The sequence below is a fragment of the Paroceanicella profunda genome, assembly GCF_005887635.2.
GTDB lineage: Bacteria > Pseudomonadota > Alphaproteobacteria > Rhodobacterales > Rhodobacteraceae > Paroceanicella > Paroceanicella profunda.
The window spans coordinates 3,556,430-3,575,370 of record NZ_CP040818.1 but is presented as its reverse complement, the minus strand read 5'-3'; the positions used below and the strand labels follow the sequence as shown (position 1 = coordinate 3,575,370).

Below are 18,941 nucleotides of genomic sequence, written 5' to 3'. Positions count from 1 at the left end.
GTATATCGCGACGGGCCGCGCCAGTCAGTCGCGCGTCAGCCCCCGGGCGATGGTCTCGGCCCTAGCCAGTGCGTCTAGGTCGATCCCGTGGCTGAGGCCATGCGCTTCGACCACCTCCAGCACGCGGCGGGTGTCGACATTGCCAGGCGCGCCCGGCGCATAGGGACAGCCGCCAAGACCGGCGACCGAGGCGTCGAAGCACCGCAGGCCGCGCTCCAGCGACAGCGCCACCAGTTCGGCGGCGTGCCCGGTGGTGTCGTGGAAATGCCCCGCGAGCCGGTCCGGCGCGATGTCAACGAGCAGGGTGCGGAGCAGCGCGTCCAGCGTGTCGGGCGTGCCCGCGCCGATAGTGTCGCCCAGCGAGACCTCGTAGCAGCCCGCCTCGATCAGCCGGTGCGCCCAATGCGCTGCCACGGCGGGGTCGGTCGGCCCGTCGAAAGGGCAGGCGATGACCATCGACAGGTAGCTCCGCACCGGCACATCGGCGTCTTTCGCGGCGGCGAGGACGGGGGCAAAGCGCGCGAAGCTCTCTTCGATCGAGCAGTTTAGATTGGCGCGGCTGAAGCCCTCGGAGGCGGAGGCGAAGACCGCCACTTCGTCGCAGCCCGCGGCCAGCGCCCGCTCGAAGCCGGTGAGATTGGGCGTGAGCGCGGCGTAGCGCAGACCGGGGCACCGCTCGATGCCGGCCATGACCTCGGCCGCGTCGGCCATCTGCGGCACCCAGCGCGGGCTGACGAAGCTGGTCGCCTCGATCCGGCGGAAGCCGCTGCGCGAGAGCCCATCGATCAGGTCGATCTTGCTTTCGGTCGAAACCATGCCGCCCCGGCTTTGCAGCCCATCGCGCGGCCCCACCTCGAAAAGCGCCACATCGGGGATCATCGCATCACCGCGCATTGGCCGTCAGCGCCTCGGGCAGCCATGTCACCAGCCCGGGAAACAGCGCGAAGAGGATCAGGATAACCACCTGGATCAGAAAGAAGGGCACCACGCCGCGATAGACCTGCCCGATGCCGATGCCCTTGGGCAGCACGCCCTTGAGGTAGAACAGCGTGTAGCCGAAGGGCGGGGTGATATAGGCCATCTGCGCCGTAATCATGAAGAGCACGCCGAACCACAGCGGATCGAAGTTGAGCGCCGTGATAATCGGCAGGAACACCGGCACGCAGAGCAGGATGATGCCGATCTCGTCGAGGAACAGTCCGAGGAAGATCAGGATCAGCATCATCGCCGCCAGCACCAGCCAGCGCGAGGCCTCGAGCGTTTCGACGAAATTCAGCAGCGAATCCGCGCCTCCGGTGGCGACGAAGGTCGAGATGAAGGCCCGCGCGCCGATGGTGATCCAGAGGATCATGGCGGTCACCCGCAGCGTGTCGCTGGCGCTTTCGGAGAGCATCGACAGCGAGAAGCGCTGCGTCACCAGCGAGGAGGCGGCCGCGCCCAGCACGCCGACCGCGGCGGCCTCGGTCGGGGTCGCGATGCCGGCGTAGATCGAGCCGAGCACCCCCACCACGACGAAGGCGGGCAGGATCAGGCTCTTGAGTTTCGACAGCTTCACCCGCAGGGGTACGTCCTGGATGTCGTCCGGAACGGGGGCCAGCGCGGGGTTGATCCAGGTCCGCACGAGGATATAGACGATATAGCTTCCCGCCAGGATGAGGCCCGGCACGATTCCCGCCGCGAACATCTGGCCGATCGAGATCTGCGCGGTGATGGCGTAGACGATGGTGATGACCGAGGGCGGGATCAGGATGCCCAGCGTGCCCCCGGCGCAGATCGCGCCGAGCGCGAGCGGCGGGTAATAGCCGCGTTTGAGCATCGAGGGCAGGGCGAGGATGCCCATGGCCGCCACCGCCGCGCCGACCACGCCGGTCATGGCCGCAAGGATGGTGCAGATCGCGATGGTCCCCACCGCAAGCCCGCCGTTGACCCGCGCGAACCAGGTTTCCATCGCATCGTAAAGCGCGTCGATGATCGCGGATTTTTGCAGGATCGAGGCCATGAGCACATAGAGCGGGATCGCCATCAGGCTTTCAGAGGTCATGGTCTCGAATGTGTTGAGCACCGCCACGATGAGCGCCGCCGGACCCCATAGCAGGATGGTCGAGATGAAGGCGATGGCCCCCAGTACGAAGGCCAGGCCCGCGCCGCTCAGCATGAAGACGATGAGCGAGACGAACATGAAGGCGAGGATCAGCGAGCTTTCCATGTCACTGCGCCTTCATTCGGGTTTCGGGGCCGGTATCGGCGCCAACCGCGGGGTCGCCGCTAGGGCCGGGGTGGTTGCCGTGCAGCACCGCGACGGCATCCGCCAGCGCCTGCAAGGTCAGCAGCAGCGCGGCCAGCGGCAGGAACAGCCTGGCCGGCCAAATCGGCGGGTTCCAGGCGGAATAGCTGGTTTCCCCGTAGCTGTAGCTTTGCCAGACCAGCGGCGCGGCGAACCACAGTAGGATCAGCCCGAAGGCCGCCGCCAGAAACAGCCCCACGAGGGTCAGCGCGGTGGTCAGCCTGCCGGTGGCCTTGGCCGACACGATATCGACCGCGACATGCCCGCCGAGATGCAGCAGATAGGGCCCGCCGAGCAGGAAGAACGGCCCGAAGGCCAGCGTCGCGAGTTCCGGCGCCCAGGAGGTCGGCGCTGCCAGAAGGTAGCGCGACAGCACCTCCCAGAGCATCAGCAGGACGATGGCGTAGACGAGCCATTTCGCGGCGGCGAAAAGACCGCGGTTCAGCGTGGTGATGCCACGGGAAAGGGGCAGCATGGCGGACTCCGGAAAAAAGGGAAGGGCCGGCCCGTGACAACAGGCCGGCCCCTGTCGGCTGTCAGAGCAGGCGCAGTTCCTGCATCAGGGCGACCTGCGACTCCATCATGCGCGTGGACAGATCGTCGGTTGCCGCGCGGGCCCAGCTTTCGACGGCCCTTGCGCGGTTGTCCGCGATGTCCTGCGGATCGAGATCGACGATCTCGACCCCAGCCTCCTGGAACCTGGCGATGTATTCGCCGTTTGCCACGATGATGTTCTGGCGCAGGGCGCCCGATACTTCGCGGGCCGCAACTTCGAGCGCAGCGCGCTGCTGGTCGTCGAGCGTATCGTAGGCGCGGGTATTGGCGACATAGGCGGTGGCGGTTGAGGGCTGATGGATGCCCGGCAGCACGAGGTATCCCGCGACCTCGTGCAGGCCTTCTTCATAGTTGGCCTTGATGTCGCCGCGGTCGGCGATGTCCACCAGTCCCCGGTCCAGCGCCGAGTAGACCTCGGAGGTCGGCAGCGGCGAGACCGCGACGCCGAAATCGGCCATCACCGCCGCGGCAAGGCCCACGAAGCGACCCTTCAGACCGTTCAGGTCGGCGATGCTGGTGATCGGCACGCGCGAATGGATCGGCTCTTCGCCATAGACGGTGGGGGCGACGTAGGTCAGCCCGGCCGAGGCATAGCTCTCGCGTGCCAGTTCGAGGCCGTCGCGCTCGTAGAACCAGGCTTCGTACTGGTCCGCCTCGGGGAAGCCGAAGGGCACCGTGGACGAGAAGCCGTGCGTCGGAATCCTGCCCGCGGTATAGCCGTCGAAGGTTTTCATCAACTCGAAGGCGCCGCCGCGCACCGCGTCGAAGGCCTGCGCCGCGGGCACGATCTGGCCGCCCGCGAAGGGCGTGATCTGGAGCGTGCCGCCGGTCAGTTCGGCGACGCGGGCGCAGAACCGTTCCTCGAACTCCATGGGCGTGGTGCCGCCGCCCCAGAGGGCCTGCATACGCCAGGTGGTCGTACCCTGCGCGCGCACCGAGGTCGCGGCGACGATGGCGGGCGCCGCGAGTGCGGCGGCCCCGAGGCGCAATATGCCGCGCCGGTTGGATCTGGTCATGGTCTTCCTCCCTTAATGATCCTGTCAGGTGCCCTCCAGCACCCGTTTTGCGCAGGCGACGCTGACGTCCCCCGCTGCGACGATGGCCTTGGCCACGCGGTCGATGTCGGAGCCGGCAGCGCCGGCGGTGATGGCGATGTTGCGGGCGTGCAGCGTCATGTGCCCGCGCTGGATGCCTTCGGTGGCCAGTGCCCGCAGCGCGGCCATGTTCTGGGCCAGCCCCACCGCCGCGGTGATTTCGGCCAGCTCACTCGCCGTGGCCACCCGCATCAGGCGGAGCGCGGCCTGCGCCGCGGGATGGGTGCGCGTCGCCCCGCCCACGATGCCGAGCGCCATGGGCATCTCAAGCGTGCCGACCAGCGCACCGGAGGCGTCGATCTCCCAGTGGGTGAGCGAGGTATAGCGCCCCGAGCGCGCGGCATAAGCATGGGCTCCGGCCTCGATGGCGCGCCAGTCGTTGCCGGTCGCCACCACCACCGGGTCGATGCCGTTCATGATGCCCTTGTTATGGGTCGCCGCCCGGTAGGGATCGACGATGGCCAGGGCGCAGGCTTCGACGATGCCGCGGGCCACCTCGGCGCCGTCCAGGGTCTTGGTGGTCAGCGCCTCGGCGGGCACGCGCACACCGGCGGTCACAAGCCGGCGGTCGGCGAGGTTGGACAGGATGCGCAGGCGCACCTTGCCGCCGGTGATCGCCTCGATCCGGGGGGCGAGCAGTTCGGCCATGGTATTGACCGTGTTGGCGCCCATCGCGTCGCGCACGTCCACCAGCAGGTGCATCACCACCATCGCGCCGATGGGGGTGTCGTCGAAGACATGGACCTCGATATCCTTGCAGCCGCCGCCGAGGCCCACCAGGACGGTGTCGCGCGAATTGGCCAGCGCCATCAGGTCGTCGCGATGCGCTAGAATCCGGGCGCGTGCGCCGCGCGGATCGCTGAGCCCCAGGACCTGCACCTGCGCCCGCATTATCGGGGTGGTGCAGGTTGCGGTGAAGCCGCCGCCGCTGCGGGCGATCTTGGCCATATAGGAGGCCGCGGCCACCACCGAGGGTTCCTCGACGGCCATCGGCACGAGATGTTCGCGCCCGTTAACGACAAAGTTTGTAGCGACGCCCAGCGGCAGCTCGAAGTTACCGATGACGTTCTCGATCATGCCGTTGGCGATGCTGAGCGGCAGTGCGTTGCCGGCAAGAATGTCCCCGTCGGAGGTATCGAGGGCGGCGGCCGCAACGAGGGCGTCCCGGCGCTCCTTTGGTTCCATGTCGCGCATACCTTCCACGCGCGAGCTGTCGTCCTGCGTAACGCCGGCTTGGGCAGTCCCGGTCATATATTCCTCCCCGTTTGGTGGCTATACTGACCGGTTCCACCTAGCTTGTATTGGTACAGTTCAGAAAATTGATCCTGTACTGTACTCGGCTAATATCGGATACAGTTCCGTCATGGCACAGACCAAGACAGACCGCATCTTCGAAGCCCTTCAAAACCGCATCCTGGCAGGCGAGTTGCCACAGGGCACACGGCTGGACTCGCTCCGGCAGGCCTGCCGGCACTACGGCGTGTCGAAGAACATCGTCGTGACCGTCTATGACCGGCTCGTGGCGCGGGGTCTCATCACCGCGCGGCAGGGGGCGGGCTTTTTCGTCGCGCACAGGCCGTCGATGGCGGTCGAGCCCGAAAACCTGCAAGAGGCGATCGACACGGTATCCCTGTTGCGGGCCCAGCTGGACCGGCCGCACACGGTGCTGGCCGGGGATGGCCGTCCCCCCGAGAACTGGTTGCTGAACGCCGTTCCCGCCCTCACGGTCTCGGCCGGCGAGGGCGGATATGGCACGCCGCACGGATTGCTGGCCCTGCGCGAATACATCGCGGCGGCACAGCTTGCGCAGGGGATCGAGGTCGCGCCGTCGCAGATCGTGACCACCTTCGGCGCCAACCACGCGCTGGACCTGGTGATCCGGCGATTCGTGCGCGTGGGCGATCCGGTGCTGGTGGACGATCCCGGCTATTACCCGCTTTTCGCCAAGCTGAGGCTGGCGGGCGCCAAGGTGATCGGCGTGCCGCGCCGGCCCTCCGGCCCGGACCCCGACCTGCTGGGCAGCCTCGCGAAAGAATATGGTGCGCGGCTGTTCTTTACCCAGTCACTGGGGCAGAACCCCACGGGCTGTTCGATCGCCCTGCCCATCGCCCATGCCATCCTTCAGGTCGCCGAACGGCAGGAGATGCTGGTGGTGGACGACGATCCCTTCCTGGACCTGCCCGGCATCGAGGGCACGCGGCTGGCGCATCTCGACCTGTTCGACCGGGTGATCCAGGTCGGCAGCTACTCCAAGACCCTTTCGCCCTCGCTGCGGTCGGGCTACATCATCGCGAGCCCCGGGATCGCGTCTAACCTGGCGGAGCTGAAGATGATCCTGACGGTCAGCAGCTCGAGCTATACCGAGCGCATCATCGCGAACCTGATCCGCAGCCGACGCTACGAGAAGATCAAGTTCACGATGGCCCGGCGGCTCTCAGAAGCACGAGCGGAGGGGATGCGCCGACTGTCATCGCTCGGGCTGTCGCTTTTTGCGGAACCGCATGGCGGACTTTATGGCTGGTTGAAGCTTCCCGACGATCTCGATGATCTGGAGATGGCGCGCGAAGCTTCGGCTCATGGCATTTTCTTGGCGCCCGGATCGCTCTTTCAGGCGGGATGGCAGGCGCATCCGCCGGGCATGCGTATCAACTGGAGCCGGGTGAACGACAGCCGGTTCTATTCGTTCCTGCGCCGCATACTGTGAGACGGGCATCTTCAGGAGGGTGCGGGCCCGTGAGTTGCCGATTACACCGGAGAAGATCTTGGCCGGGTGACCCTCGGCACAAATCACAAGGATGCGGGCCAGCCCACCTTCCAGAAGGCTTGCAAGGCGTTATGCGTCGCGGCGGTCGACGCCGCACCGTCCTGCTGTCGCGACAACTTGGAAGGGAGCTGTTATGACGACTGACTGAGTGACCCCGCCGATCTGCCGATGGGTCGTACTAGGAGGGTCCGGCACCGATCCGATCACTCCTGAATCATGACCTTCCTGAGTGCATCGGCATCCCTCCGGGGCGGGGCACCAAAAAGCCGTTTGTATTCGCGTGAGAATTGGGACGCGCTTTCGTAGCCGACGGCATAGGCCACCGCAGCGGATTCCAGTTGCTCAGTCGTCAGCCTCCGGCGCGCCTCGTGCAACCGGACGTGCTTTTGATATTGCAACGGGCTGAGACCAGACACGGCCTTGAAACGCCGGTGAAACACCGACACGCTCATCCCAGCGACGGACGCCATGGCATTGACGGTCAGCCGATCGGCATGACGCTGACGAACGAAAGCCATCGCGCGCCGTATTCGAGAGAGCGAGGAATCCGTAGCCGATATCTGCCGCAGCAGGTTCCCCTGTCGGCCCATCAGCAGGCGAAATATTAGCTCCTGCTCGACGTGCCGTGACATGACGTGGACTTCATCGGGGCGGTCGAGCAGCTCTGCGAGTCGACGCCACGCCTCGAGCAGGGGCGGGCCGGCCTGCGTGACGCCATAGCCGGACCGCGCCGCGGCCTGGGTCAACCCGTCCATGTCGTGCAGAAGGGTGGAAATCACCGCAGGATCGAGCAGCAGGTTCAGGCACAGAAATGGCTCTGCCGGCGTGGCCTCGATCACCTGCCCCATCGCGGCGACCTCTGCCGCGACCACGAGACACTCGCCCGGTCCGTACTCTAGGATGTCATCCCCGATGAAGGTGCGCTTGCGCCCCTGCAGGACGAGGCAGACGACCGGCTCGTAAACCAGTCCTGCGGCTTCGTTCGGAGTGTCGACCTGAAACAGATGCAGGCGAGGCATTGCAGGACACGGCGCACCTGCGTGGCGCCGGGCCAGGGCTTTCATGATGGCAAGATCTCTCATGCCCGAACGAGACGACTATTGCCGAGAAAAATCAAGCCGCCGGCAGGATCAGGCAATCATCCGGGACCATCGGGCATCCGAGGAAGGCTGCTGATCTGTACATATGGGCCACGAAACCAACAATTGACGCAGGACAAGACAATGCTCTTCTACGATGCCGACAACCCGACCCCCAACGTGATGCCAGTGCGCATGTTCATTCACGAGCGTGATGGGCTGGCGCTCGATACCACGATCATCAGCTTGGCGGAACTGGAGAACCGCGGTCGCAATTACCGTGAGACAGTCAACCGTCGCGGCGAGGTGCCGGCCTTGCGGGGGCAAGACGGTCAGGTCATTACTGAGATTATCGCGATCTGCGAATATCTGGACGAGAAGGCGACGGGAGGGCGTTCGCTGATCGGCGATACGCCTGAGCACCGCGCGCATGTCCGAATGTGGACACGCCGCGTCGATCTCGAAATCGCTCAGCCGGTGGTCGCCTGGTGGCGAGGAAGCAGTGACGCCGAAGATTTTTATATGGGTTATCGAACTCTTGCGCCCGAAGCTCAGCGTTTTCATCGCCTCCTGGCCGAACAGGGAATGAACATGCTCGACGAGGAAATGGAGGCCCGCCACTACATCTGCGGAGACAAGATGATGCTGGCCGATATTCTCCTGTTTGGTACGATGTTCACCATGTCGATGACAGGAGCCTGGATTAACAATCCTAACCGCAAGAACCTCGCTGCCTGGTCTGAACGGATGCGGGTTTCCGGCTCGGCGCGCGCCGCGCTGACATCCCTTGCCGGCGCCAAAGATTCTTTGGCCTGATAAGACCATTCCCGTCCGGCGGTACGCGGTTAGCGCAGACCGCCGACGGGAATGGGCAGAAAGTGGAGATCACCGGTGGCATCTGTTTCGTGACTCCAAGATCTTAGTTGTGGGCGCCGTGTTACCGCCGCTTCCTTGAAGGAAACCCCTGTTAGCCGTTCCGACACTTCCCACAGCCGAGTTGCTATTTTGGCATCGTCCGACAACGGTGGTACCCTGGCGACGGCCGGATAGCCCCGGAGTTCGTAAAACCGATCGGGGCCGAAGTATCCACCCGCGTATGCGTTGTCGGATGTCGCGGCAAACAAAACCGGAAGGGAATGTTGCGCGAGAGGCTGAGACAGGAGCGGAAAATAGTTGAGGATGCGCCACTTCCGGGTTTGTCTGCCGACGCTTAGCCTTGCAAGGCAATCTCGAGGAATACCGGGATGCGCCGCAATGCTCGTAATCCCCCAACTACTAGACCAGCTCCGCCGTTGCAGTTCGAACGCGAACAGCAGGCAGGCCAGCTTAGACCGGCAATAGGCCGTCATCGGGTCATAGGTCCTCACGGCGTCGAGGTCGTCGAAATCGATCGCACCGTGCCGTGCGAGAATACTCCCCAGAGAAATCACCCGTGCCCCGGCGCCTCGTCGCAGGAGTGGCAGCAGAGCTGCCGTCAGGGCGAAATGCCCCAGGTGGTTTGTCCCAATTTGCCGTTCGAATCCGTTGTCGGTTTCCTGCCGTGCCGGAGGCATCATCACCTCGGCACTGTTGACCAGCAGGTCGAGCCGGTCATGGGCGGCGCAGACGCGTCGGCCAAAGGTGGATATGGAAATAAGGTTAGCGAGGTCCAGCGTCTCGAACCGAACGATTATGCCGGGCACCAAGGCGCGAAGTTGCGCGATCGCGTCACTTCCCTTGTTCGGGTCGCGACCCGCAAGAATGACCTCGGCCCCCGCTCTTCCAAGGGCGACGGCCGTCTCCAGCCCGATACCGCTGGTTCCAGTTACGATGGCCAAGCGGCCGGTTTGCGAGGGCATGTCCCGGGCTGTCCACATGGTCATTGGCCCGGCAACCCATTGGCTGGATTGCTTCGAGCGACAGACGATGGGTGTCGAGGTGCACGCCGGGTGATCTTGTAGACCGAGGCCGGCGGCAGGTTCCACACTGTCCCGCCGATACGCCGCGACTTGAGTCCGAGGCGGTCGAGGATCGGGCGCGGCACGGGACAGCGCGGACCATAGGTAAACTGATAGAACCCGGCACTTGGCCGCAGGCAATCGAAGGCATTGGCAAGAATAGCGAGCACGGTGCGTGGCGACATCGACAATAGACCGAGACCACTGATGACTGCGCCGACTTCCCCTTGGGCAAACAAATCTCTCGGTCGGATTCGTGACGCATCGCCTTCGACAACACGGGCCTCGGGATAACGCGCGCGCAACAGGGCGGCGAACTCCGGCCCGTATTCGACCAGTGTCAGATTGGCGGGGGGGATGCCACGCTCGACAATTGCGCGGGTGAACACTCCCGTTCCGGGGCCGAGCTCCAGAATGGGAGCGCTTGGGGGGTCGATCTCGCGGGTGATGAGGCGAGCGAGGGTCGCGCTGGAAGGGGCTACGGCCGCTACTCGGAGCGGGTGCGCGGCCCAGGTCCGCAGGAACAACCTCAGATCAGGCATCCTGCGCTCTGGACCATTTGTCGAAGTTGACGAAAGTTGATGATCAAGCATGACTTCAGTTTCTCACGCGTCCGCAGTCCGCAGGACCGACCGGGTCTGGCGCTCCCCGATGGTTTCGGTCACTGCCAGCGGCAGCGATCGAATGCGACGACCCGTCGCTGCGAAGATCGCATTGCCAAGAGCGGGGGCAATCGGGATCACTCCGGTCTCACCGGCCCCGCCCGGCAACTCCTCGCTGGGGACGATCTCGACTGTGATCCGTGGCGCGTTGCGCAGGCGCTGGACCTGAAAATCGTGAAAATTCGACTCGACGATGGATCCGTTCTCCACGGTATTCTCGCTCATTAGCGCTGTGGTTAACCCCCAGAGAATGCTACCTTCCATCTGCGCGGTGACCTGATCCGGGTTGATCACGGTGCCTACGTCGACGGCGCAGAACACCTCGTCGACCGTAATCTCGCCGTCAATCGCCACCGTGACTTCGACCACCTGTGCGACAACGCTGTAATAGGCGCCGCCAATGGCGATGCCGCGGCCCCGGCCTGCAGGCAATGGGCTACCCCAGTCGGCCATCGAGGCGACGCGGTCGAGCACGTTCAGTAGGCGCGGACTGTCCACCAGCAGTCGTCGGCGGTACTCTAGCGGATCGGTGCCCGCAGCATGGGCGCATTCGTCGAAGAAGGATTCCGCGAAAAAGACGTTGTGCGAAAAGCCATTCGACCGCCAGAGACCAACACGGATATTGCTGGGGACATGGTGCGAGCCAACACGCTGATTTGGGATCACGTAATGCGGGCTTTCCAGTCCTTCCGACGTTAGGAAGTCACCCTCGGGATTACCGCCTCCTGTAATGGGCAACAGACGGCCCATCAGTCCTTGCGCGACCGACTGTCCGGCGACCCGCGCCTCATAGGCGATGGGCAATCCGTCTTCGCCTAACGCCGCCCGAAGGCGGGCGCGGGCGTGACTTCGATAGATGCCGCGTCCAATATCCTCTTCTCGCGACCAGAGCAGCTTGACCGGTCGATCCGGGTGAAGCGCAGCCAGGAAGGCGGCCTGCTGAACCACGTCCAACTCGGTCCGCCTGCCGAAGGCGCCCCCGTTCTGCATCACGTTCACCTTAATTTCGTCTAGGTCGATTCCGGCCGCCGCGGCGCCCCGGGAAACCCCCCACCGAGCCGAGGTCAGGGACTGCGACGAGACCCACGCCTCGGCGGTGCCGTCACTGCGGACCAGTACCGTGGCATTCATCGACTCCATGCAGGCATGGGTGACAAGCGGTGCGGAGTAGGCGGCCTCAACCAGACGGTCAGGCGTGTCCGGGAACGGCTCGCCTACCTCGTGAACTATATTAGGCTCATCGCTGTCGAGAGCAGCCTCCATCCGTTGGGCCAGTTCTACGCCTGAAAGATCGTCCCATTCTGTTGGCGTCCACGCGATTTCGGCCCGCCAGAGGGCCTGCTCGGCGGTCCACCAGCTGTCTGCAATCACTGCGACGCTGGTGTCTTCGATCACTACGACGTCAACAATACCCCGTATCTCGCGTAGCTCTGCCTCGTTCACCAGCTGGGCCACCGCTGCACCGGTCACGGGCGCTTGCCGGATCGAGGCATAAAGCATCTGGGGCTGGATCACGTCCATGCCAAAGACCGGCAATCCGCGCACCTTGGCCGGAATGTCAACGCGCGGTTGGGACCGGCCGATGAGCTGCCAATCTGAAGCCGGCTTCAGCTCCGGGCTCTCGGGCGGTGGTATCGTCGCTGCCGCGAGGGCCAAATGACCATAGGTCAGGCTGGTTCCGGTCGCCTCATGAACCACGCTGCCGTCGCCCGGGGTCGTCAGTTCAGTGGGCGCCACGCCCATTTCGGCTGCGGCGGCGCCAACCAGCATGTGGCGGGCCGCAGCACCGGCCTGACGCAGACTGGTCCACAATTCATACGTCGACGACGAGGCCCCTGTGGACACGATTGATGCCGCACCCAATGCGCGTCGCCCCAGCCAGTGAAGTGGGCCGCTGGCCTCTTCGGGGCGGATGCCGAGTTGCGATGCCCATCCGCCATAGACGGGGAGCACCTCTGTCGGATGTTCGACCGATATGCGGTTGTCGAAGGGAATGCCCAGTTCCTCGGCCACCAGCATGGCGATGCCGGTGTGAATGCCTTGGCCCATCTCTGTTTTCGGCACGAAGACAGAGACCGTGCCGTCGGTGTAGATAGCGACGAACGCATTCAGCACTGCGCGGTCGCCGTCGACAAACCCGTCCGGGCCGTCGATATCCACGCTTGCCAGATAGCCTATGCCAGCCGTGGCTGCGACCGCGACAGTGCCGCTGAGCACCGCGCCGGTAATGAGAAAACTGCGACGGGATAGCAGACGTGGCATCTAGATGACCTCGATTTCGGATCAGGTTTCGGACAGCGCCGCGGCTGCCCGGTGAATTGCCCGCCGGATGCGGGGATAGGTTCCGCATCGGCAGATATTGGAGATTTCCTCATCGATTTCGGCGTCGCTGGGGTTTGGGTTGGACGCCAGAAGCGCAGTCGCCGCAATGATGAAGCCCGGCTGACAGAAGCCGCACTGCGGTACCTGTTCGTCGATCCAAGCCTGCTGGACGACCGAGAGCGTTCCATCCGGCTCGGCGAGCCCTTCGATCGTCACCACCTCGGCGCCTTCGAGGTCGCCTGCGAAGGTCACGCAAGAGGGTACGGACACGCCGTTGACGAGAACCCGGCAGGCGCCGCACTGGGCCACACCGCAGCCGTACTTTGGGCCGAGGATGCCGAGGTCCTCGCGCAACACCCAAAGGAGGGGCTTGTCCTGGTCTACGTCCAGATCGACTGGAGCGTTGTTGACTGTAAATGTGACCATGACGGCTCCTGAACTCAGTTGCGGACCCGGTCGGTGACGGTAATTGCCGGGTGCTCGTGATAGTGTTGCGAAGCGGTTGGACCTTCTGCCTCGCGCTTCGGTTCATGCACGCTACCCGGATCCTGTCGCGCGGCTGTGCCGGCTCGGTCGCGGTTTGTATCAATGTGTATCGGGATCGGGGGAAGCCGCCGCCTGGACTCGGTGGCGCTTACAAACGGATACAGTTTGGAACGAGCCTTGGGCTAAAAAGGGGATATAGTAGGGAACAAGTTTAACACTGAAGGACTTGCCATGACGCAAGTACCCCACATTGCCGTCGTCGACGATCACCGCGATATCCGCGACTTGGTCTCGAAATATCTGCAGCAACAAGGCTATCGGGTCAGCACTGCAGAAAATGGCACCGGCCTTAGGCGGATCGTCGAGACCGGGGCGCCGGACCTGGTCGTGCTCGACATCATGATGCCGGGCGAGGACGGCCTGACACTCTGCCGGGAACTGCGTTCGCGGTCGGGGCCGGACATTCCTATTATATTCCTGACCGCGCGGAGCGACGAGACAGATCGCGTGATCGGTCTGGAACTTGGTGCCGACGATTACCTCGTCAAACCGTTTTCTTCGCGTGAGCTCGTCGCCCGCATCAAAGCCGTTCTGCGCAGGGTGAACAGCCTGCCTCCTCAGCGGGCCGCTCGACGGCCCGGTGTCGTACGCTTCGACCGTTGGGTGCTCAGCCTGTCGCGGCGAGAACTGCAAGGTGAAGACGGGGTCGGGATCCCACTGTCGACCGCCGAATTCCGGTTGCTGAAAGTGCTGGTCGAGCATCCTGGCATGGTGCTTAGCCGCGATCAGCTTCTGGACTTGACCGTAGGACGTGAGGCCGATCCATTCGACCGGTCCATCGACAATCAGATCAGTCGTCTACGCCGCAAGGTGGAAAGCGACCCGAAATCCCCCACCATCATTCAGACCCATCGCGGCGGCGGATACAGCTTCATGCCGGAGGTCTTCGCAGATTGAACCGCCTAGTGGGCATCCTGCAAAAAAGCGTGACGGCACAGTTGCTCTTGTCAATGCTGGTCGCGCTATTCGCATCACAGGCAATCGGCTTCGCGATCCTATGGGACTACCTGCAGAGTGACCTGCGCGCGGCTGCCCGAGCGGAACTCGCCAGTCGTGCCGCCGCGGTGGCTCGTTTGGCTCAGACGGTGCCTCCGGACCTGCTGGACGAACTCCTGCCGATCTCCAGTACGGATACCTCGCGTTTCTGGATCTCCAACGACCGACAGGTAGCGATCGAGTCTTGGGTGCAGCAGGCCTTCGAGCGCTTTGAGGTGCCGCTTCATGACATCCTCGGAGAAGAGGGGAGGGCCAACGCCGGGTATCGCCTGCCTGCCGGCGTCGATGCAGGTTACTTCATGGAGGGTGCCGAATGGTCGCTTTCCACGGCGGACCATTCCGAGCTTCCAATCCTTACCCGGTCCCTCGACTTTGCGCGGCAGAATGGGGCCGGTGTGATCGTTCCGATCGGTGACGGACGGGTGCTCAACGCTGCGCATTACAAGAACATCAATCCGGCGCTCTGGCGTACCCATTTGCCATTGTCGCTGGCTCTTACGGCGATACTTGTTTCCCTTGTCGGGGTGTTGACTGTGCGACGCATCGCGAGCCCGCTGCGGCAGTTGACCCGGGCGGCCGAATTGTTGGGTCGAGGCGAGCAGGTATCAGCGTTAGCGGTACATGGACCCGAGGACATCAGGCGCACGACCGTCGCTTTCAACAGCATGCAGGAGCGACTCCAACGCTTCGTGGCGGACCGTACCCGCATGCTGGCCGCAATCGGCCACGACCTACGCACCCCGCTCACGACTCTTCGCCTGAGGGCGGAATTGGTCGACGACGCCGAATTGCGCGACCGGATGCTTGCAACCATCGACGAGATGCAGGCGATGACCGAAGCCACTCTTTCCCTCGTCAGCCAGGACACGAGTAGCGAACCGACGCGGACCATCGACCTGACGGCATTGGTCGAAAGCGTGTGCGACGATCTTGCCGAAATCGGACATCCTGTCCGTTTCGTGCTCGGAGAGAGGCAGGACTACCGTTGCCGTCCAGAGGGACTGAAACGTGTTCTGCGCAATCTCATCGAGAATGCGGTCCGCTATGCCGGCGGCGCCGACGTCCGGCTTGTCACCGACGAAAAGGGTGTGACCATCTTCGTCGAGGACGAAGGGCCGGGTATTCCTTTCGGCGACCTAGAGGAAGTCTTCACACCTTTCTTCCGCCTTGAAGAGTCGCGGTCGCGGGAGACCGGGGGAATAGGCCTTGGCCTCTCGATCGCCCGCGCAATTGCCCGTCAGCATGGCGGCGACATCGTCTTGTCCCAGCGCGATCCTGGCCTGAGGGCCGCCCTTGTTTTGCCGCAGGCGGCTTGAACTCGGAGCCCCGCCAATCTGCCCGGTGCCCGTTTCACGTGGGGCTTCGGATACTGTATCTTCGGTAGATAGTTGCGAATAACCCGATCCATAGCGTCTCTGGTAAAAGCGACAGGCCGTCGGGGTGAGCGAGATCAAATAAGCTGTGCGTTTAAAGGTCTGTCCGGTCTGCCTTCAGAGCAACTTCGCGCTGCGCCTCAAGAGCGGCGAGGCGCATCTTTAGGGCGTCGGCGATCGACTCGTAGGCCGTGCTGCCAAGGGTCAGGCGCAGGGGCGGCGAGCTGCTCTCGGCAGCGTCGATCATCGCAGCGGCGGTCCGGGCCGCGTCGCCCTTCAGGACGAAACTGCCGTCGAGGATCGCGCGGCGCACCGCGCCGGCGGGGGTCTCTGCGTAGGCCTCGGACGCCTCGGCCACCACAAGGTTGGCGCCGAAATTCGTTCCCGTGGGTCCGGGCTGGGCAACGACGCAGGTAATTCCGAAACCCGCCACTTCCTGCGCCAGGGATTCGATGAAGCCCTCGATGCCCCATTTGGTTGCGTGGTACAGGCTGAAGCTAGGATAGGCGATCTGCCCGCCTTCCGACGAGACCTGAACGATACACCCGCCGCACTGGCCCCGCAGGTGGGGCAGGGCGGCCCGGATCAGGTGGATCGGCCCGGTCAGGTTGGTGGCGATCTGGCGGTCGATCTCTGCCGCGTCCAGTTCCTCGGCGGCGCCGAACAGGCCATAGCCCGCATTGCTGACGATGACGTCGATCCGGCCCAGCCGGTCGAAGGCGGCATCGACCGCCTGCCCGAGGCCTCCGGGGTCGGTCAGGTCGAGCAGGCAGGCGTCGAAGCGGTCCGGGTATTGCTCCGAGATGGATTTCAGCGACGCCGCATTGCGGGAGGTCCCGATCACCCGGTCGCCCCGGGCAAGCAATTGCGCGGCCATTTCCTTGCCGAGGCCGGAAGAGGCGCCGGTGATGAACCATGTCTTTGTCATGTGAATATCCTTCGATCTTGGTGTCCTTTCTGATCTAGGCGCTTCCATTGATGTGATAACGTCCCCAGTTTGGGATGATCTGGTGAGGGGGGGTCACGAATGGCGAGACCCAGCCTGAACGATCTCGCCGCCTTTGCGGCGGTCGCGCGGCATCGAAGTTTCCGCAAGGCGGCGGATGACCTTGGGGTGTCGCGCTCTGCGCTGAGCCACGCCATCATCGGGCTGGAGGCGAAGCTGGGCGTCCGCCTGCTCAACCGCACGACCCGAAGCGTGTCGCCTACGCAGGCGGGGGCAGACCTGCTCAAACGGCTGGATCCTGTCCTTCGAGACCTCGACTATGCGCTGGACACGCTGTCCGAGGTGCGCGGCCGCCCGGGCGGCATTCTGCGGATCAACGCCAACAAGAGCGGCGCCCGCATCCTGCTGCGCGAGGTCGTGCCGCGGTTCCTGGCGGAGTGTCCCGAGGTCGAACTGGATCTGGTCTCGGAAGGCCAGCTTGTCGATATCGTGGAGCAGGGTTTCGATGCCGGCGTCCGGCTGCTGGAGGCCATTCCGCAAGACATGGTCGCCGTGCGACTGGACGGCGGAACACGTTTCATCGCGGTGGCCGCCCCAGCCTATCTGCGCGACCGTGGCAGGCCGCAGAGCCCGCAGGACCTGCTGGCGCATGTCTGCATCAGGCAGCGCCTGCCCAGCGGCAAACGTTATCGCTGGGAGTTCTCGAAACGGGGCAGCGAGGTCGCCCTGGACGTTCCCGGTGCACTGACCCTGGACGACAACGACCTGCTGGCCGAGGCCGCGGCGGCGGGGCACGGCATCGCCTATGTGCCCGAGCATTTCGCGCAGCCCTTCCTGGGTGACGGGCGGCTGTGCACGATTCTGGAGGACTGGTGTCCGCAGATCGATGGTCTCGCGCTCTATTACCCCCGCAACCGGCACATGCCCTCGGCCCTCCGGGCCTTCGTCAACACGGTGAAGACGGTCAGACCCGGAACATAGGCTTGGGTCTGGGATGCCGCCGCCCCGGTCTGGGTCCCTTGACATTCGTTCGCTACCTATCAATTATCGTATGGTAGCGAACATTATGGATAGGCGGATCAATGTCCGAAGCGGACGAGATGACCGAGGCCGATGCGGATGCCGCAGTCGGCGCCTGGGCGAAACGCTGCTACATGGCGGGGCGGGCGGTGATGGATGCCACCCTGCGGCCCTTCGACCTGGGGTCGACCCAGTGGTATGTGCTCTGGCACCTGGCAAACTCAGGCCCGACCGTGCAGCGCGATCTGGGGCGAATGCTCGAACTGGAGCGCGCGACGCTGAGCGGCATCGTGACAACGCTGGTGCGCAAGGACCTGGTGGCGCAATCCGCCGACGGCACGGATCAGCGCCAGCGCCTGCTGTCCCTGACCCCGGCGGGGCAGGCGCTGTGGCAGGAGCTTCCGGACCTGACCTTCATCCATGACGCGGCCTTCGGCGGCGCCGATCGCGCCGATCTTGAAATCGCTGCCCGGGTCCTCCGGACGGCCACCGAAAACCTGCATTCCCTTCTGAAAAAGGACTGATCCCATGACAATCCTGATCACCGGCGCCACCGGCCTTGTTGGCGCGCGCCTGACCCCCGGCTGCGCGACGCGGGCCACGACTGCCGCCTTCTCCTGCGCGAGGGCAAACCCTGCCTGGACGGGTTCACTGCCGCGCGTGGCGATATACTCAATCCCAGCTCCTTGGCAGAGGCGGTACAGAGCGTGACGGCTGTCGTGCACCTTGCCGCGGTGTTCCGCACAACGGACACTGACCTGATCTGGAAGAGCAACCTCGACGGCACCCGCAACCTGATCGCGGCGGTGCGGGCCCATGCGCCCGACGCCCGGTTCATCCTGTCGAGCACCAGCCACGTATACGATGCAAACAATCCGCATCCAGGGCAGGAGAGCGACCCGGTCGATCCGCAGCACGCCTATCCCGCAAGCAAGGTGGCGGCCGAAACCGCGCTGCGCGACAGCGGCCTGACCTGGGCGGCCCTGCGCTTTCCCTTCGTCTATGGCGACGGCGACGGGCATCTGGAGGCGCTGCCCCAACATGTCGGCAACTGGCACCCGGCGCAGCGCATGAGCACGGTTCACCATCGCGACATCGCCACGGCGGTGCAACTTGCGCTGGACGGTAGGTTCGACGGCCGCGTGGTGAACATCACTGACGAGGCGCCGCTGTCGGTCTTCGAGCTTGTCAGCCTGTCGGGGGCCAAGATGGAGCCGAAGGCCGAGCCCCTGAGCAACCCGTGGTATCTGCATGTCGACGGGTCGCTGGCCCGCAGCCTCAGCTTCACGCCGACGGTGCGAACGGTGCACCAGGCCCGGCAGGAAGGGCTGCTGTAGCCGGTCGGGGCAGGGCGGAGATGGGC

Annotated in this window: 18 protein-coding genes; 7 read left to right on the top strand and 11 right to left on the bottom strand. The window is 64.4% G+C overall.

Features of this window, described 5'->3' with window-relative positions:
- Positions 1-24: 24 nt before the first annotated feature.
- The 5 genes from FDP22_RS15910 to FDP22_RS15890 all read right to left on the bottom strand — a co-directional run bounded on the left by FDP22_RS15910 (position 25) and on the right by FDP22_RS15890 (position 5,184).
- Complete coding sequence (locus tag FDP22_RS15910) at positions 25-879, bottom strand: hydroxymethylglutaryl-CoA lyase (RefSeq protein ID WP_138575166.1); 855 nt, start codon at positions 877-879, stop codon at positions 25-27.
- A gap of 4 nt (positions 880-883) precedes the next feature.
- Positions 884-2,206 (bottom strand): TRAP transporter large permease, encoded by a 1,323-nt coding sequence (locus FDP22_RS15905; protein ID WP_138575164.1) that lies wholly within the window; start codon positions 2,204-2,206, stop codon positions 884-886.
- A 1-nt stretch (position 2,207) separates the two neighbouring features.
- Positions 2,208-2,759, bottom strand: coding sequence for a TRAP transporter small permease subunit (locus FDP22_RS15900; protein ID WP_138575162.1), 552 nt, complete (start codon positions 2,757-2,759; stop codon positions 2,208-2,210).
- Between the two features lie 61 nt (positions 2,760-2,820).
- Positions 2,821-3,855, bottom strand: coding sequence for a TRAP transporter substrate-binding protein DctP (gene dctP / locus FDP22_RS15895; protein WP_138575160.1), 1,035 nt, complete (start codon positions 3,853-3,855; stop codon positions 2,821-2,823).
- Between the two features lie 24 nt (positions 3,856-3,879).
- Positions 3,880-5,184 (bottom strand): hydroxymethylglutaryl-CoA reductase, degradative, encoded by a 1,305-nt coding sequence (locus FDP22_RS15890; protein WP_138575158.1) that lies wholly within the window; start codon positions 5,182-5,184, stop codon positions 3,880-3,882.
- A gap of 112 nt (positions 5,185-5,296) precedes the next feature.
- Here FDP22_RS15890 and FDP22_RS15885 point away from each other — a divergent pair, with 112 nt between their 5' ends.
- Positions 5,297-6,637 carry an aminotransferase-like domain-containing protein gene (locus FDP22_RS15885; RefSeq protein ID WP_170317729.1) on the top strand — a complete coding sequence of 447 codons (1,341 nt, stop codon included), beginning with the start codon at positions 5,297-5,299 and terminating at the stop codon, positions 6,635-6,637.
- A 263-nt stretch (positions 6,638-6,900) separates the two neighbouring features.
- Here FDP22_RS15885 and FDP22_RS15880 read toward each other — a convergent pair whose 3' ends face one another.
- Positions 6,901-7,761: an AraC family transcriptional regulator gene (locus FDP22_RS15880; RefSeq protein ID WP_205910793.1), complete on the bottom strand. Its 861-nt coding sequence runs from the start codon at positions 7,759-7,761 to the stop codon at positions 6,901-6,903.
- Between the two features lie 159 nt (positions 7,762-7,920).
- Here FDP22_RS15880 and FDP22_RS15875 point away from each other — a divergent pair, with 159 nt between their 5' ends.
- Positions 7,921-8,592: a glutathione S-transferase family protein gene (locus tag FDP22_RS15875; RefSeq protein WP_170317728.1), complete on the top strand. Its 672-nt coding sequence runs from the start codon at positions 7,921-7,923 to the stop codon at positions 8,590-8,592.
- Between the two features lie 29 nt (positions 8,593-8,621).
- Here the strand turns inward: FDP22_RS15875 and FDP22_RS15870 are convergent, their stop codons facing one another.
- From FDP22_RS15870 to FDP22_RS15855, 4 genes are read right to left on the bottom strand one after another with little or no spacing between them, the layout of a single operon-like run.
- Positions 8,622-9,614, bottom strand: a complete 993-nt coding sequence (locus FDP22_RS15870) for an SDR family oxidoreductase (protein WP_205910792.1) — start codon at positions 9,612-9,614, stop codon at positions 8,622-8,624.
- 20 nt (positions 9,615-9,634) lie between these two features.
- Positions 9,635-10,306 (bottom strand): class I SAM-dependent methyltransferase, encoded by a 672-nt coding sequence (locus FDP22_RS15865; protein ID WP_239031803.1) that lies wholly within the window; start codon positions 10,304-10,306, stop codon positions 9,635-9,637.
- 12 nt (positions 10,307-10,318) lie between these two features.
- Complete coding sequence (locus tag FDP22_RS15860) at positions 10,319-12,637, bottom strand: xanthine dehydrogenase family protein molybdopterin-binding subunit (protein ID WP_138575147.1); 2,319 nt, start codon at positions 12,635-12,637, stop codon at positions 10,319-10,321.
- Between the two features lie 21 nt (positions 12,638-12,658).
- Positions 12,659-13,123: a (2Fe-2S)-binding protein gene (locus FDP22_RS15855; protein WP_138575145.1), complete on the bottom strand. Its 465-nt coding sequence runs from the start codon at positions 13,121-13,123 to the stop codon at positions 12,659-12,661.
- 291 nt (positions 13,124-13,414) lie between these two features.
- Between FDP22_RS15855 and FDP22_RS15850 the strand changes: the two genes are divergently transcribed.
- Together FDP22_RS15850 and FDP22_RS15845 are read left to right on the top strand one after the other, a co-directional pair.
- Positions 13,415-14,140: a response regulator gene (locus FDP22_RS15850; RefSeq protein WP_138575143.1), complete on the top strand. Its 726-nt coding sequence runs from the start codon at positions 13,415-13,417 to the stop codon at positions 14,138-14,140.
- The gene (locus FDP22_RS15845) at positions 14,137-15,555 is read left to right on the top strand and encodes an ATP-binding protein (RefSeq protein ID WP_239031802.1); all 1,419 of its coding nucleotides are present in this window, start codon (positions 14,137-14,139) and stop codon (positions 15,553-15,555) included. Before FDP22_RS15850 ends, FDP22_RS15845 begins: the two co-directional genes overlap by 4 nt.
- A 151-nt stretch (positions 15,556-15,706) precedes the next feature.
- Here the strand turns inward: FDP22_RS15845 and FDP22_RS15840 are convergent, their stop codons facing one another.
- The gene (locus FDP22_RS15840; RefSeq protein WP_138575141.1) at positions 15,707-16,540 is read right to left on the bottom strand and encodes an SDR family oxidoreductase; all 834 of its coding nucleotides are present in this window, start codon (positions 16,538-16,540) and stop codon (positions 15,707-15,709) included.
- 99 nt (positions 16,541-16,639) lie between these two features.
- Between FDP22_RS15840 and FDP22_RS15835 the strand changes: the two genes are divergently transcribed.
- From FDP22_RS15835 to FDP22_RS15825, 3 genes are all read left to right on the top strand, one after another.
- On the top strand, positions 16,640-17,539 hold the full coding sequence (locus FDP22_RS15835) for a LysR family transcriptional regulator (protein ID WP_138575139.1): 900 nt from the start codon (positions 16,640-16,642) through the stop codon (positions 17,537-17,539).
- 101 nt (positions 17,540-17,640) lie between these two features.
- The gene (locus FDP22_RS15830) at positions 17,641-18,102 is read left to right on the top strand and encodes a MarR family winged helix-turn-helix transcriptional regulator (protein ID WP_205910791.1); all 462 of its coding nucleotides are present in this window, start codon (positions 17,641-17,643) and stop codon (positions 18,100-18,102) included.
- A gap of 60 nt (positions 18,103-18,162) precedes the next feature.
- On the top strand, positions 18,163-18,915 hold the full coding sequence (locus FDP22_RS15825; RefSeq protein WP_205910903.1) for an NAD-dependent epimerase/dehydratase family protein: 753 nt from the start codon (positions 18,163-18,165) through the stop codon (positions 18,913-18,915).
- Positions 18,916-18,941 lie beyond the last annotated feature (26 nt).

Coding starts and splice junctions, on each gene's coding strand:
- FDP22_RS15910 (WP_138575166.1), bottom strand. CDS start 879: ATGATCCCCGATGTGGCGCTTTTCGAGGTGGGGCCGCGCGATGGGCTG.
- FDP22_RS15890 (WP_138575158.1), bottom strand. CDS start 5,184: ATGACCGGGACTGCCCAAGCCGGCGTTACGCAGGACGACAGCTCGCGC.
- FDP22_RS15865 (WP_239031803.1), bottom strand. CDS start 10,306: ATGCTTGATCATCAACTTTCGTCAACTTCGACAAATGGTCCAGAGCGC.
- FDP22_RS15835 (WP_138575139.1), top strand. CDS start 16,640: ATGGCGAGACCCAGCCTGAACGATCTCGCCGCCTTTGCGGCGGTCGCG.
- FDP22_RS15900 (WP_138575162.1), bottom strand. CDS start 2,759: ATGCTGCCCCTTTCCCGTGGCATCACCACGCTGAACCGCGGTCTTTTC.
- FDP22_RS15885 (WP_170317729.1), top strand. CDS start 5,297: ATGGCACAGACCAAGACAGACCGCATCTTCGAAGCCCTTCAAAACCGC.
- FDP22_RS15905 (WP_138575164.1), bottom strand. CDS start 2,206: ATGGAAAGCTCGCTGATCCTCGCCTTCATGTTCGTCTCGCTCATCGTC.
- FDP22_RS15850 (WP_138575143.1), top strand. CDS start 13,415: ATGACGCAAGTACCCCACATTGCCGTCGTCGACGATCACCGCGATATC.
- FDP22_RS15870 (WP_205910792.1), bottom strand. CDS start 9,614: ATGCCCTCGCAAACCGGCCGCTTGGCCATCGTAACTGGAACCAGCGGT.
- FDP22_RS15830 (WP_205910791.1), top strand. CDS start 17,641: ATGTCCGAAGCGGACGAGATGACCGAGGCCGATGCGGATGCCGCAGTC.
- FDP22_RS15880 (WP_205910793.1), bottom strand. CDS start 7,761: ATGAAAGCCCTGGCCCGGCGCCACGCAGGTGCGCCGTGTCCTGCAATG.
- FDP22_RS15860 (WP_138575147.1), bottom strand. CDS start 12,637: ATGCCACGTCTGCTATCCCGTCGCAGTTTTCTCATTACCGGCGCGGTG.
- FDP22_RS15840 (WP_138575141.1), bottom strand. CDS start 16,540: ATGACAAAGACATGGTTCATCACCGGCGCCTCTTCCGGCCTCGGCAAG.
- dctP (WP_138575160.1), bottom strand. CDS start 3,855: ATGACCAGATCCAACCGGCGCGGCATATTGCGCCTCGGGGCCGCCGCA.
- FDP22_RS15855 (WP_138575145.1), bottom strand. CDS start 13,123: ATGGTCACATTTACAGTCAACAACGCTCCAGTCGATCTGGACGTAGAC.
- FDP22_RS15875 (WP_170317728.1), top strand. CDS start 7,921: ATGCTCTTCTACGATGCCGACAACCCGACCCCCAACGTGATGCCAGTG.